Raw genomic sequence first — 13,596 nt, 5'->3', positions numbered from 1 at the left:
CGCGTCGTGCGAGCCGTGCTCCGTCAGACCGCCGCGGCCTCCTTGGGCTCGGCGGAATCGACCTCGAGATGGATGACCCCGTAGGACCAGCCGCGGCGCCGGTAGACGACGCTCGGCCGACCGCAGTCGACGTCGTGGAACAGGTAGAAGTCGTGCCCGACGAGTTCCATCTCCGAGAGGGCCTGCTCGAGGGTCATCGGCGTCGAGGTGTGGGTCTTCTCGCGCACACCGATCGGGGAGTCGCCCTGCGCGGCGATGCGGTCGCTCGCGTCGAGCGGCTCCTCGGCCTCCTCGGTCCGCGCCTGCGCCGGCGACGGCTCCGGACCGCCCATCTGCGCGACCTGCAGTCCGGCGACGGCATCGGCGAAGTCGGGGGCACCGCGGCGGCGGGAGACCTTGCGCCGGTCACCGACGCGACGGAGTCGCTCGGTGAGCTTGTCGAGGGCCATCTCCAGAGCGGCGTACTTGTCCTCCGAGGAGGCCTCCGCACGGACGACGGGGCCCTTCGCGAGGCACGTGATCTCGACCCGCTCGGTGCCCTTGGGGGCACCGCGGGTGGTCTCGTGACTGAGCACGACCTCGACGCGTTGGGTGCGGGGGGCGAGTTGCTCGACCTTGGTGAGCTTCTCCTCCAGCGCCTCGCGGAAGCGATCGGAGATCTTGATCTGACGGCCGGTGACGACGATTTCCACGGGATTCCTCCTGTGATCGGTGATGACGGGCTCGCGCGAGCCCGGCGAGCGACTGCCTCATCACCTCCTTCGTCGAACGACGCCGGTGTGGGCGTGAAACGCGGTGTGGGAGCACCAGGCTCACCACCACCGCGAGGGGTTACGACGGGGCGCCCGACGGACGAGCGCCCCATCTGAAACGGTAGTCGACGAACACGTGACGGGAAAGGACAAACGACGAAGTCCACGCACGCATGTGCTCATGTCGCGACCCGCGAGCAGCCACGAGGCGGGGGTGTCCACGGTGTGGCGTGGGAGCCGGGATCAGCCGAGGCCCCGAGGGTCCGGCGAGGGGTGCACCGGTGCGCGAGGTGGGAGGGCCGGCCGCCCGGCCGGCCACCACCACGGGCGCGCCCCCGCGAGCGACGAGACCGTCGGGCAGGTCGACGGGGGCGGGTGCTCGTCTCACGGTCGGCGTGCGGCCGGCGTGGCGGCGAGCGCGACGACGGCGACCGGCCTCGCGCCCGCCTCCCGCAGCACCCGCACGCATTCGCGCACCGTCGCGCCCGTCGTCACGACGTCGTCGACGACGAGCACGTCCCGGCCCACCGACACCTGGGGACGAGCGAGGGGACGAGCGAGGAGGAACGCATGGTCGGTGTTGCGGGCGCGTTCGGTCCGCGACAGACGGGCCTGGTCGCCGACCCGCCGGGCGTGCCGCAGCACCGGGGTCCACACGCACGAGCGGCCGGTGAGGACGTCGAGGTCGGCGAGCGCCGCCCGCACGAGGAGGTGGGTGGGGACGTCGCCCCGCTCGCGTCGCGACCGGGGCGAGGAGGGTGCGGGGACGATCGGCACCACGGGCCCGAGCTCCGGACGCATCGCCATCGCGGTGAGGAGCGCGGCCCGGAGGGGTGGGGCGAGGACCCCGATGAGGTCACGCCGACCGTGGTCCTTGAAATCGACGAGACAGCGGCGCACGACACCCTCGTACGCTCCTGCCACGACCACGGGGCCGTCCGGCGCACACGCCGAACCGGCCCGCCCCGCGACGATCCGGGGACGGGCGGTCGCACGCGCCAGCACTGCGCGGCACTCGGGGCACCACGGGGTGCCGACGGCCCCACACCCGCCGCAGACCGACGGCAGCGCGAGGTCGGCCACGGCCCCGATCGCGCGCATCGGCCAGGCCGCCCACCGGAGCACGTCCGAGGACGGCATTCGCGGCGCCGACGTCCCCCGTGGCGCGGCGGCGGGGTGGCGGGGACTCACGGGTCCACCCTCCCGCGGTCGCCGCCCGGCGGGATCGGGGCGACGCCGCGCTGTGGACGACGACGCGGGACCTCAGGACCCGGGGACGATGAGGTCGTCGGCGGTCGCGTGCTGCTGCCACGTGCCGTCGACCCGGCGCCACACGCCACGGTCGGCGGTGAGCACGATGACGCCGCGGACGCCGCCGGAGGTGATGATCTCGTCGACGTCCTGCACCGGCGGTAGGAGTTCGACGGGCGCTCCGAGCGGGAGCATGACCGGGCGGAGGTCGCTGCCCTCCCACGACGCGACGGCGGCGAGGGAGCCGTCGTCGGCCCACGCGAGATCGCGCATCGTCGAGAGCCCGGTGGCGATCCGCCACGGGCTGCCGAGGGCGATGGGGGCTCCGTCCTGCCCGAGCACGATGCCCGCGACGTAGACCGAGGACGTGCCCGAGGCATCGGTGAGGGACACGGCGAGGCGGCGGCTCCCGGGCGAGGCCCGGACCTCCGTGATCGAGCCCTTGAGCCAGGCCGCCGTGAGCGCGGTCGGCGCCGACGTCGGGGTCGACCCGCCCCCGAACCACCAGATCCGCGGACGTCCCCGGGTGTCGACGCCCCCGACCCAGGTGCGTCCGCGCTTGTCCATCGACGGCTGGGTGAGCGAGGACCCGAACGGCTTGGGCTGCCCCGCGCCGCTCTTAGTCCACCGGTGCACCGAGACGCGATCGCGACCGACGGCGGTCACCTCACGCATGTCCGGGGAGATCGCCAGGGACTCCCACTTCTTGGGCACCTTCGGCAGCGGCACGTCGACGGCACGTTGGTTCTCGCCGCCGCGCAGCCACCCGGTGAAGTCGACGGCCTGAAGTTGCTCCCCGTCCCGGATGACGAGGGCCGGGGCCGCGGTCGATCCGGCGTCGTAGCCCAGCTGGCCGAGGCTCGTCGGGGCCCCGTCGACCCCGAGGATCTTGAGCGGTGCCCCGTCGACGGTGATCGACACCCCCGAGACACCCGGCACCTGCCGCAACGTCGAGAGCATCTGTGCCCAGGCGGCTCGACGTCCGTCGGTCGTCGCCTCCAGGGCGGAGGAGGTGAGTTCGACGTGCGCGATCTGATCGATGATCGGGACGGATTCCACGGCGAGATCGGTGCCCGGCGGGAACGCGGTGACCGCCGCCCCCTCGAGGTAGTCGGGGACGGGGGCGAGCTGGGCTCGCGCGAGGCTCGTCGCGAGGCCGGTCCACGTGCGGGAGGTGACCGCGTCCGGTCGCAGGGGGAACCAGCGGTAGTCGGTGACGAGGGTGCGGTCCCGGGGATCGGCGTAGGTGATCGTCATCTGCCGGAAGGACCGCTCGAAGTAGAAGCTGCTGAGCCAGGTGCCGAACCCCTCGGGGAGTCGGGAGATGCGCCACTCCCCCTGCACCTTGGTGAGACCGATGGTGGCGGCGGTGACGGCGCCCGGGGAGGCGGCGAGGTACCTCCCGGTGTCGTCGACCCGGGCCGCGAGCGGCACGTTGAGGGAGACGGTGTCACCGCTGACCTGCACGGTGAGCTTGCGGGAGTCGGTGTACACCGTGACCCCGCTCCGGGGTTGCCAGGAACTCGACGCCGCGCTCGTGAGGTAGGCGCGGGACGCCGCGTAGTCGTCGTCGGGCGACCCGCCCGCGGCGAGGAAACCCTGGACGATCTGTGCCGGTGAGGCGCCCGGCGTCGGCGGTTCGAACTGCAACCTGATGGGCTGGTACTCGGGGGCCTGGACCTCGAGTCCGCGTTGCACGCCGCTGGTGTTCGGCAACCCCCCGCACGCCGCGAGGACCAACGCGAGGGCGACGACGAGAAGCCTCCGGACGAACGTCATCGTTCGCTCCCCTCGGTCGTGGTGGGGGCCGCCGCGGCGTCGCCGGGGCCCGCCTCGTCGTCGTGGTCCTCCCCACCCTGCGCGGTGTCGTGGGGGGTGGCCGCCAAGGACGCCGGCGGTTCGAGGGGGAGCGGCGGCTGCTCGACGGTGCCTCCCGCGGTGCGCGGCAGGACGAGGCGGAACCGGGAGCCCTGGCCCGGCGCTCCCCACGCCTGCAGGCGGCCGTGGTGGAGGTGGGCGTCCTCGAGCGAGATCGCGAGGCCGAGCCCGGTGCCCCCGGTCGTGCGCTTGCGCGAGGGGTCGGCGCGCCAGAACCGGTTGAACACGAGGTCGGCCTCGCCCGGTTTGAGGCCGATGCCCTGATCGGCGACGACGACGGCGACGGAGGCCTCGTCCGAGGCGAGTTCGATCGTCACCGGGCGCCCCTCCCCGTGCTCGATCGCGTTGACGAGCAGGTTGCGCAGGATCCGCTCGACCCGTCGCGAGTCGACGGCGGCCTCCCGGGGCTCGTCGTCGCCGACGAGGACGATCTCGCTGCCCTTGGCCTGCGCGAGCTGGTCGTTGGCGGACACGACGCGGGCGACGAGCACCCGCAGGTCGACGGGATCGGCCTCGAGGGCGGCGCCGCCGGCGTCGAAGCGGCTGATCTCGAGCAGATCGGTGAGGAGGGCCTCGAAGCGCTCCACCTGCGTGTGCAGCAGCTCGGCGGTGCGTTCGACGACGGGGTCGAACTCGGAGCGCTGGTCGTAGATGAGGGCCGAGGCCATGTGGATCGTCGTGAGCGGGGTGCGCAGCTCGTGCGAGACGTCGGAGACGAACCGTTGCTGCACCCGCGAGAGGGTCTCGAGCTGGTGGATCTGGTTCTGCAGGTGCTCGGCCATGTCGTTGAACGCCGTGGCGAGCCGGGCGATGTCGTCCTCGCCGCGCACGAGCATCCGCTCGTTGAGGTGACCGTCGGACAGCCGCGTCGCGACCTCCGAGGCCTGGCGGAGCGGATCGACGACGACCCGGGTGACGACGAAGGACAGCAACCCCAGGGCACCCACGAGGGCGATCGACCCGACGACGAACACGCGCCAGATCACCTGCATGATGTCCTGCTCGCGGTGCATGGGGAACAGGTAGTACAGCTCGTACGGGCCCGCGTCGGGGATCTGGATCTGGGTGCCCACGACGACCGCGGGGACGGTGCCGCCGCCGGTCGGGTACGGCACGATCTGCACCTGCTGGTGGGTCGGGTCGGCCGAGACCGCCCGCCGCAGCTCGGTGGGGATCACCTCGAGCGACACCCCGAAGTAGGCGGTGGGATCGGTCGTCGGGGCTCGCTCGTTGTCGATGGCCCTCGTGAGGATGAGCGTGCGCGTCTGGTCCGGGCTCTGCGCCTCCTGCTGGGTGACGACGTCGAACGCGATCTGCTGGACGCTCACGTCGGTCTCGCCGTTGGGGGCGAGCTTGGCCCGCATCTCGTGCGCGCCGTTCGCCGCCTCGACCTGGGACGTCTCGATCCGCGTCTCGACCAGGCCGTTCGCCACCCGGGAGTACAGGAACGACTGCAGGGCGACGACGACCACCGTGCCGAGCAGGAGCGTCGTGAGCACGACCCGGAACTGAAGGCTCGTCCGCCACAGACGCCGTGTGTCGGCGACGGCCCGCCCACAGAACTCCCGGAGCCGGCGCAGGGCCTTGCCGAGGCCGTTCGTGCGGCCCTCCCCCGTCGCCTCGGCGGCGGTGGCGCCGGTGGTGCCCGTCGTGCGCCCGGCGTCCGCCGGGTCCGGCCTCTCCGCGACGGCGTCGTCCTCCTCGACGACCACGCCGTGGAGGACGTCCGGGGTGTCCCCGTCGACGTCACCGGCGCGATGACGGGAGTCGGGGACGGACCCACCGGCGCCGGAGGCGACGGAACTCAGGCCGGGCCTGCCTTGTACCCGACGCCGCGGACCGTGAGCACGATCTCGGGGTGCTCGGGGTCCTTCTCGATCTTGCTGCGGAGCCGCTGGACGTGGACGTTGACGAGTCGCGTGTCACCGGCGTGCCGGTAGCCCCAGACCTGCTCGAGCAGCACCTCGCGCGTGAACACCTGCCACGGCTTGCGGGCCAGTGCGACGAGCAGGTCGAACTCGAGCGGCGTGAGCGACAGGGGCGCGCCGTCGCGCTTGACGGAGTGACCGGCGACGTCGATCGACAGGTCGCCGATGGACAGGCGCTCGGGCGCCGGCTCGTCACCGCGGCGCAGGCGTGCCCGCACGCGGGCGATGAGCTCCTGCGGTTTGAACGGCTTGGTGATGTAGTCGTCGGCGCCGGACTCCAGACCCACGACGACGTCGACGGTGTCGGTGCGCGCGGTGAGCATGATGATCGGGACGGCGGATTCGGCCCGAAGCCGCTTGCACACCTCGATGCCGTCCATCCCCGGGAGCATGACGTCGAGCAGGACGATGTCGGGCCGGCTCTCGCGGAACACCCGCAGCACGTCGAGGCCGTCGGCGACGTGGTCGACGTCGAACCCCTCGCCTCGCAGCACGATGCCGAGCATCTCCGCCAGGGCCAGGTCGTCGTCCACGACCAACACGCGCGCCTTCATGAATCCTCCGAATCCCCGATGTCCTGCGTCCTACCCGCCCGGACCAGAGTACCTGCGCCTGCGCCTTCTCCCGTCCTGCCCGGAGGGTCGCGGGGCGCGGCCGTGGCCCGCGCACCGCCCGAGGGCCCACACGAACGACCGCCCGCACGAGGCGGGCGGCCGCTCGTCACCGCGAGGCGTCGGTCGACGACTCGGGCGGAACGCTCCGGAACGGGCGAGGCTCAGGGCGCTCGAGGCTCAGTAGCGGTAGTGGTCCGGCTTGTACGGACCGGCCACGTCGACGCCGATGTACTCGGCCTGGGCCTTGGTGAGCTCGGTGAGCTCGACACCGAGGGCGTCGAGGTGGGCGCGGGCGACCTTCTCGTCGAGGTGCTTGGGGAGCACGTAAACGCCGATCGGGTACTGCCCGTCCTCGCCGGCCTTGGTGAACAGCTCGATCTGCGCGATCGTCTGGTCGGCGAAGGAGTTGCTCATGACGAAGCTCGGGTGGCCGGTCGCGTTGCCGAGGTTGAGGAGGCGTCCCTCGGACAGGACGATGAGCGAGGTGCCGTCCTCGAAGGTCCACTCGTGGACCTGGGGCTTGATCTCGGTCTTCGTGATGCCGGGGGTCTTGGCGAGGCCGGCCATGTCGATCTCGTTGTCGAAGTGACCGATGTTGCCGACGATCGCCTTGTTCTTCATCGCCCGCATGTGGTCGGCGGTGATGACGTCGAAGTTGCCCGTCGTCGTGATGAAGATGTCGGCCTGTTCGACGACGGACTCCAGGCGCGCGACCTGGTAGCCGTCCATCGCGGCCTGCAGCGCACAGATGGGGTCGATCTCGGTGACGATGACGCGCGCGCCCTGGCCGCGCAGGGACTCCGCACACCCCTTGCCCACGTCGCCGTAGCCGCAGACGACGGCGGTCTTGCCACCGATGAGCACGTCGGTGGCGCGGTTGATGCCGTCGATGAGGCTGTGGCGGCAGCCGTACTTGTTGTCGAACTTGGACTTGGTGACGGCGTCGTTGACGTTCATCGCCGGGAAGAGGAGCTCACCGTCGCGGTGCAGCTCGTAGAGGCGGTGGACACCGGTCGTGGTCTCCTCTGTGACGCCCTTGATGTGACTCGCGACCTCGGTCCACTTGCCGGGGTTCTCCTCCATCGTGCGGCGCACGAGGGCCTTGAACACGGAGAACTCCTCGGAGTCCTCCTCCGTGGTGGGGGGCACGCCGCCGGCCTGCTCCCACTCACGACCCTTGTGGACGAGCATCGTCGCGTCGCCGCCGTCGTCGAGGATCATGTTGGCGAACCCGGCCTGGCCGTCCGCGTCCTCACCCCACGTGAGGATCTTGTCGGTGCAGTTCCAGTACTCCTCGAGCGTCTCACCCTTCCAGGCGAAGACGGGGACACCGCTGGGGTTCTCCGGGGTGCCGTTCGGACCGACGACGACGGCCGCGGCGGCCTCGTCCTGCGTCGAGTAGATGTTGCAGGAGGCCCAGCGCACCTCGGCGCCGAGGGAGACGAGGGTCTCGATGAGCACGGCCGTCTGGACGGTCATGTGCAGGGAGCCGGCGATCTTCGCGCCGGCGAGGGGGTTCTTGCCCTCGTACTCGGCGCGCAGCGCCATGAGGCCGGGCATCTCGTGCTCGGCGAGACGGATCTGGTGACGGCCGGCCTCGGCCAGCGACAGGTCGCGGACCTGGTGTTCCACAGTCATGTGCACTCTTTCGTGGGTCGACGTGGGCGGGTCGGCGAACCTCACCACCCGCCTTGTTCGATCGGCCCCGGCGACGCCCTTCTGGGCCGGGACGCGGGCCGCGCCGTCGGCGGGGCCGCGTCGCGCAGCGGGTCATCACCCACGCCGGAACGCAGGGGCCAGCCTATCGCGCCCAGGGCGAGGCGTCCGCCGCGTCCGTGCGCACGGGCATCGAGCGGTCATCTCACCGGGGAGGCCCAGGCGATGACGTTGTGGCGGTAGCCACGGCCGTGTCCGGTGCGGACCACGGGTCCCCCGCACGTGACGAGGGCGAGGCGTCGCGGGCCGCTCGCAGGAAGGTCGGGCAGATCCTCCTTGCGCCGGACCTCGAGCGCGTCGACGCGCCACGACTCCACGCGACCCGCCGCGTCGACGAGTTCGACCGTCGCGCCGGGGGCCACGGCGGAGAGCGGATGAAGGGCGCCGAGATCACCCTCGCTGTCGACGTGTCCGGCGAGCACGAGCGTCCCCGCCGACGCGGCCGTGTCGGGCGCACCGTGCCACGACCCGATGGAGTGCGGATCCCCCGGGACGACGAGGTCACCGCCCGCTGCGAGCCTCTCCCGACGCACGGGGGCCACCACCTTCAGGCTGGGGATCTCGAGCCGCACCGGATCACCCACCGGCGCCTGCAGTCGCGGCTGTCCCCCTCGCCCCCCGGTGGGGGCGGTGCCCACGCCCGCCGTCGGACTCCCGGTCGCCCCCACGGCAGCGGTCGAGGGGCGCAGGTCGAAGGTGTGTGCGGGCTCGGGGGCCGCCGGTGCAGGGCGGAACGCCGCGGCGACGAGCGCCCCGCCTCCGAGCATCATCGCGAGGAGACACGCCGAGAGGACCGCACGAGGTCGTACGGTCCTCCACCGGCCGGGGCTCACCACCCCTTCACCACCCGGTCATCGCGCGATCACCGGGCTCAGGACTCCTCGCGGCGAGGAGTGCGGCGGGACATCGCGATGAGACCCACCCCACCGCCGAGCGCCAACAGCCCACCGACGCCGGCGAGACGGAGATCCGCACCCTGTGGCGGGACACCGGTGTCGATGCGCTGAGGCTGGGCCGCGGGCGTGGTGTGCCGCGTCACGACGACCGGCTGCGGGTGGGCCGCCGCCGGCACCGTCACGGTGGGAGTCTGCCCCCGGGTGGTCGTCGTGGCCCCGGGTGTGGTGCCCGGGCTCGTGGGTCGGGGGGCCGGCACCCCCGTCACCGTCACCGTCGGGTTCGGCGTGGTCGTCACCGTCGGCGCCGGTTGGCCCGGCACGGTGACCGTCGGCTGCGGCGTCGTCGTCACCGTCGGCGCCGGTTGGCCCGGCACCGTGACGGTCGGGGTCGGCGTCGTCGTCACCGTCACCGTCGGCGCCGGTTGGCCCGGCACCGTGACGGTCGGGGTCGGCGTCGCCGTCACCGTCACCGTTTCGGTCACCGTGACGGTCGCCGTGGGCGTGACCGTCTCGGTCACCGTGACGGTGGAGGGGGTCGGCGTCGGCGTCGACGGGGACGTCGTGGTGGGGTTCGGCGTCGTCGGTGAGGGGGTCGTGCCGGTCCCCTCGCCCCCGCCGCCGGCACGGATGACGCTGCTCACGGGCAGGTCGGTGGTGCCCCACAGGCGGACGGATCCGCTGTTCGTGTACTCGGTGCGATCCGGGTCGGTGACGACGGACTGGCCGAGGAGCCGGAACGCGCGGCCGATCTCGTCGGCCCGGGGCGTGATCGTCACGGTCGCCGTGGAGGGGTTGCACGCGAGCTTCCATCGGTTCGGCGCGACGTAGGTGACGTCGGTGAACGAGTTCGCGCCGCTCGCCTTGCCGGAGAAGACGTCGATCTTCGCGCAGTCGATCCGCTGCCCCTCTCCCGGTCGATCGGTGATCTCGTAGGAGGAGCCGACCATGTGGGTCGAGGTCGCAGGCCCCGTGATGGCCCAGAGGATGCGATCGCCGCCGGCGTTCGGCGTGGCCTTCATCCAGGCCTGCCACTTGTAGGGGTAGTCCGGATTGCCCGGGCCCGGGCGTCTCACGGCGAGGGAGTCCCGGTACACGGTGGAGCCCACCGTGAAGGAGAGATCGAGGTCGTCACCGGGCTTGACGGTGTCGGCGAGATCGACCCAGAACCAGGCGGAACCGTGGACCCCGACATGGGTCTCGGCGTAGTCGGTCATCGTGAAGGTCACCGTCCGTCCGGTGACGACGGCGTTCGCGACGGTCCTGCCGTCGGCGTCGTTCAGGGGGAATCGCTTGCCGTCGGTCGCCGTGAGGACGGCCGGCATCTCGAGGGTGAACGTGTCACCGGCCTTCGTCCCGTCGGGCACCTTCCAGTCCACGGTGAGCTTGAGCTGCGACCACGTGTAGGCGGACGTCTCCGCGATGCGGACGTCGGTGACGGCGTCGGGGACCACCGCCGCGACGGCACTCAGACCCGCCCCGAGACCGGTGACGGTGAGGAGCGCGGCGGCCGACATGCGGGTCGTGCGCGACATACGAGACATCGGTTCTTCTCCCTCTCGCGGGCCCTCGGCCCCTGCAACGGTCGCTCACTGACCGCACCGGGCCCCAGGCGGACCCCGAGGACGAGACTATGAACCGCCCAGCCCGCTCCTGATCGCGAAACAGGCTGCTGTCGTTAAGGATTCGGTCAATTCTCAGGATCGACCACGCCGAGGAGCGCGTTCTCGAGCACCTCGGGCAACGCGGGGTGGATCCACATCTGCCCGCGGGCGACCTCCTCGGCGGTGAGACCGAGCTTCATCGGCAGGACCGCGGACTGGAGGACGATCGACGCCTCGTGACCCATGACGTGCACCCCCAGGAGTCGGCCGTCGGGAGCCGCGAGCACCTTGCAGAATCCGACGGTGTCCTCCATCGCCCACCCGTAGGCGACGTCGGCGTACTCCTGGACCTTGACGCGGTACCCGGTGCCGGCGGCGTCGAGCTCCTCCTGCGTCGCACCGACGGTGGCGATCTGGGGCCGGGTGAACACGGCCGCGGGCACGAAGCGTTCGTCGACCGGCCGCAGGTCGTCCCGGTGCACGAGGTTGTGGGCGACGATGCGCGCCTCGTGGTTGGCGACGTGCTTGAGCTGGTAGTCCGAGGAGACGTCACCGAGAGCCCAGACGCCCTCGACGTTCGTGCGACCGTACTCGTCGACCGCGACGCGTCCGTCGGCGTGCTGGGCGATCCCGGCCACCGGCAGGTCGAGGTCGGCCACCGAGGGCTCCCGGCCCGTGCACACGAGGAGCAGCGCGCCCTCCACGTCGGACCCGTCGGACAGGTGCGCGTCGACGAGACCCTCCCCGACGTCGCTCGCGCGCAGGGCGCAGACCTCGGTGCCGAGCCGCACGTCCCATTGGCGCACGGCCGCCTCCGTGAACCGGCGGGAGACGTCGCCGTCGAGGTGACGCAGGATCCTCTCACCCCGCACGACGAGGGTGACGTCGACCCCGAGACCGGCGAAGACGTGGGCGAACTCCGCCGCGATGTACCCCCCGCCGACGATGAGCAGCCGCGGGGGCAGGTCGTCGATCCGCATGACGGTGTCGGAGGTGTGGAACGGCACGCCCGCCTCGCGGACCAGCGCTGGCAGCACGGGGTGCGATCCGGTCGCGACGACGACCTGGTCGGCCGTGAGCCGCACCGACCCGCCGTCGTTGAGGGCGACCTCGAGCTCACGTGGTCCGGTGAAGGCGGCCCGGCCGAGGAACGTCGTCGTGTTCCGGCCCACCATGCGGTATCGCTTGCCACCCTCGCTGATGGGGTCGATGCGGCCGAAGATGCGGTCGCGGATGTCTCGCCAGCGCACCCCCTCGACATGGGCGTCGACGCCGTACCGGGAGGACTCGAGTGCGGCCGTCGCGATCTCGGCGGGGTAGACGAACATCTTCGTCGGGATGCAGCCGACGTTGAGGCAGGTACCTCCGAACGTGCCCGACTCGATGATCGCGACCCGCTTCCCCTCCCAGTCGGGGGTGACGAGCGAGTTGCCCGACCCCGTCCCGATGATCGCGAGATCGAAGTGCTGCGGTGTGCGGTCGTCCACGGGGGCCCTTTCGGCGGAGGTCGAGCGCGCGGACATCACCGCGGGTCAGCGGATCTGATCGCGCAGCTGGTGCAGGTGACGCGAGTGGGCCGGGTCGAGGCCAGACCCGATCGCGAGGTAGGTGGCGGCGAAGTCGACCCGGGCCATCTGGCCGGCGAGACGCGCGATCGGTGGGCCGGGTTCGGCGACGACCGTGTGCACGCGTACCCCGGCGTCGTCGGCCGTCGCGAGCACGGCGTCGGTGAGGGCGAACAGGTCGGCCTCCTCCGGGCTCGTCGGGTCGACCGGAGCGTCGCGGAGCATGAGCAGCGACAGACGCGGCATCGACGGCCCGTCGAGGAACGGGTCCGCGAAGATGTCGGCCGTCCCCCGGGCGTCGACGCCTTGACCGCCGCCTGCCGTGAAGGGGCCGTCGAAGGTCGCCACGATCTGGGAGGCGGCGTCGGGCAACTCGCCGTGGGTGGCCGGGACGCGCGCCGTGCGCGCGAGCATCGCGGCGGCACGCGCCGCGGCCACGCCGCTCAGCGGTCCGTCACCGAGGACGACGGGGACGGTGTCCGCGAGTCCGAGCGCGAGGAGCTTCGCCGGGTTGACGAACGACTCCGACGACGGGCGGCAGGCCTCGGCCTCCTCGTCGAGACGGTCCGCCGCCTGACGCAGCGCCGACGGGGGCACGTCGATGAGGTCGAGGGCGTTCGCCCCGAGCAGCACCGGCGTGAGCAGCGACCACAGCGACGTGCGCGAGGAGGTGCGTCCGCGGCCGACGTCGACGTGTACGCCACGCGCGCGGGCCGAGATCGCGGCGAGTGGCGAGTCGGCCGCGCCCACCGTGAGCAGCGAGGCGCCGCGGCGGGCGGCCTCGGCGGCCACCGCGAGCGGACCCCGTGCCCTGCCGGAGAGGGACACGGCGACGACGAGGTCGAGCGGCCCGACCCATCCCGGGAGCGGCACGTTGCGGCGCACCGTCACCGGCACGGGCGATCCCGGCTCGGCGAGCATGCCGAGCACGTCGGCGACGACGGCGGACCCGCCGAGCGAGGCGACGACGACCGCCCTCGGGCGGTCACCGCGGGTGAGGCGATGGACGGCGGCGTCCTCGAAGAGCGAGATCGCCTCGCGCACCTGTGCACCGGCGGTGGCGAGGGCCCGCACCGTCTCCCGGCTGTCGCAGGAGGCGAGGTGGGCGGGGTCGTCGAGCAGCGCCTCGTCGAGGAAGGCCATCAGGACTCGATGAGGCGGGCCTCGTCGGCGAGGAGCACGGGGATCGTCCCCTCGATGCGGTAGGCGCGGCGCTTGCCGGAGGCGTCGGCCTCGGTGGCCTGGAGCTCGGGCGTGCCGTCGGGACCCACGCCGTCCTCGAGCGTCGAACCGGTGACGGGGCAGCGGAGGATCTCGCGCAGCCAGGGGGCGATGCGGGCGGGGCCGGCGGGGGCGGTCATGGGGTTCTCCTCGAGGTGGGTCGGGCGTGGGCGT

11 protein-coding genes are annotated in these 13,596 nt (G+C 72.3%); all 11 read right to left on the bottom strand.

The genetic code is table 11. The features are described 5' to 3' along the window. Positions 1–23: 23 nt before the first annotated feature. A complete protein-coding gene (gene hpf / locus RT054_RS06065) occupies positions 24–692 on the bottom strand; it encodes a ribosome hibernation-promoting factor, HPF/YfiA family (protein ID WP_312720970.1) in 669 nt (222 codons plus the stop codon). Positions 693–1,136: 444 nt separating this feature from the next. Beyond that, entirely contained in the window at positions 1,137–1,652 is a 516-nt protein-coding gene (locus RT054_RS06060) for a phosphoribosyltransferase family protein (protein WP_313022587.1), read from the bottom strand. Between the two features lie 363 nt (positions 1,653–2,015). After that, complete coding sequence (locus RT054_RS06055) at positions 2,016–3,782, bottom strand: GerMN domain-containing protein (protein ID WP_313022586.1); 1,767 nt, start codon at positions 3,780–3,782, stop codon at positions 2,016–2,018. Then, positions 3,779–5,593, bottom strand: coding sequence for an MtrAB system histidine kinase MtrB (mtrB, locus tag RT054_RS06050; RefSeq protein WP_312720967.1), 1,815 nt, complete (start codon positions 5,591–5,593; stop codon positions 3,779–3,781). The genes RT054_RS06055 and mtrB overlap by 4 nt, the downstream gene beginning before the upstream one ends. Positions 5,594–5,685: 92 nt before the next feature. Continuing rightward, the gene (mtrA, locus tag RT054_RS06045) at positions 5,686–6,363 is read right to left on the bottom strand and encodes an MtrAB system response regulator MtrA (RefSeq protein WP_312720966.1); all 678 of its coding nucleotides are present in this window, start codon (positions 6,361–6,363) and stop codon (positions 5,686–5,688) included. Positions 6,364–6,600: 237 nt separating this feature from the next. Next, positions 6,601–8,061, bottom strand: a complete 1,461-nt coding sequence (gene ahcY, locus RT054_RS06040; protein WP_312720965.1) for an adenosylhomocysteinase — start codon at positions 8,059–8,061, stop codon at positions 6,601–6,603. A 218-nt stretch (positions 8,062–8,279) separates the two neighbouring features. Then, complete coding sequence (locus RT054_RS06035) at positions 8,280–8,909, bottom strand: class F sortase (RefSeq protein ID WP_313022585.1); 630 nt, start codon at positions 8,907–8,909, stop codon at positions 8,280–8,282. Between the two features lie 101 nt (positions 8,910–9,010). Next, positions 9,011–10,576 carry an Ig-like domain-containing protein gene (locus tag RT054_RS06030; RefSeq protein WP_313022583.1) on the bottom strand — a complete coding sequence of 522 codons (1,566 nt, stop codon included), beginning with the start codon at positions 10,574–10,576 and terminating at the stop codon, positions 9,011–9,013. Between the two features lie 146 nt (positions 10,577–10,722). Further along, the gene (locus RT054_RS06025; protein WP_396837217.1) at positions 10,723–12,159 is read right to left on the bottom strand and encodes a mycothione reductase; all 1,437 of its coding nucleotides are present in this window, start codon (positions 12,157–12,159) and stop codon (positions 10,723–10,725) included. Positions 12,160–12,168: 9 nt separating this feature from the next. Further along, complete coding sequence (locus tag RT054_RS06020) at positions 12,169–13,344, bottom strand: SIS domain-containing protein (RefSeq protein ID WP_313022581.1); 1,176 nt, start codon at positions 13,342–13,344, stop codon at positions 12,169–12,171. Then, complete coding sequence (locus RT054_RS06015; RefSeq protein WP_312720957.1) at positions 13,344–13,562, bottom strand: hypothetical protein; 219 nt, start codon at positions 13,560–13,562, stop codon at positions 13,344–13,346. Before RT054_RS06015 ends, RT054_RS06020 begins: the two co-directional genes overlap by 1 nt. Positions 13,563–13,596 lie beyond the last annotated feature (34 nt).

This window comes from Mobilicoccus sp. (assembly GCF_032060985.1).
GTDB lineage: Bacteria > Actinomycetota > Actinomycetes > Actinomycetales > Dermatophilaceae > Mobilicoccus.
The sequence above is the reverse complement of the archived record's forward strand: the minus strand, read 5'-3'. Positions and strand labels throughout refer to the sequence as shown.

Excerpts from the sequence above, each read along its gene's own strand:
- RT054_RS06055 (WP_313022586.1), bottom strand. The coding sequence starts at position 3,782 with ATGACGTTCGTCCGGAGGCTTCTCGTCGTCGCCCTCGCGTTGGTCCTC.
- mtrA (WP_312720966.1), bottom strand. The coding sequence starts at position 6,363 with ATGAAGGCGCGCGTGTTGGTCGTGGACGACGACCTGGCCCTGGCGGAG.
- ahcY (WP_312720965.1), bottom strand. The coding sequence starts at position 8,061 with ATGACTGTGGAACACCAGGTCCGCGACCTGTCGCTGGCCGAGGCCGGC.
- RT054_RS06035 (WP_313022585.1), bottom strand. The coding sequence starts at position 8,909 with ATGATGCTCGGAGGCGGGGCGCTCGTCGCCGCGGCGTTCCGCCCTGCA.
- RT054_RS06030 (WP_313022583.1), bottom strand. The coding sequence starts at position 10,576 with ATGTCTCGTATGTCGCGCACGACCCGCATGTCGGCCGCCGCGCTCCTC.
- RT054_RS06025 (WP_396837217.1), bottom strand. The coding sequence starts at position 12,159 with ATGTCCGCGCGCTCGACCTCCGCCGAAAGGGCCCCCGTGGACGACCGC.
- RT054_RS06020 (WP_313022581.1), bottom strand. The coding sequence starts at position 13,344 with ATGGCCTTCCTCGACGAGGCGCTGCTCGACGACCCCGCCCACCTCGCC.
- RT054_RS06015 (WP_312720957.1), bottom strand. The coding sequence starts at position 13,562 with ATGACCGCCCCCGCCGGCCCCGCCCGCATCGCCCCCTGGCTGCGCGAG.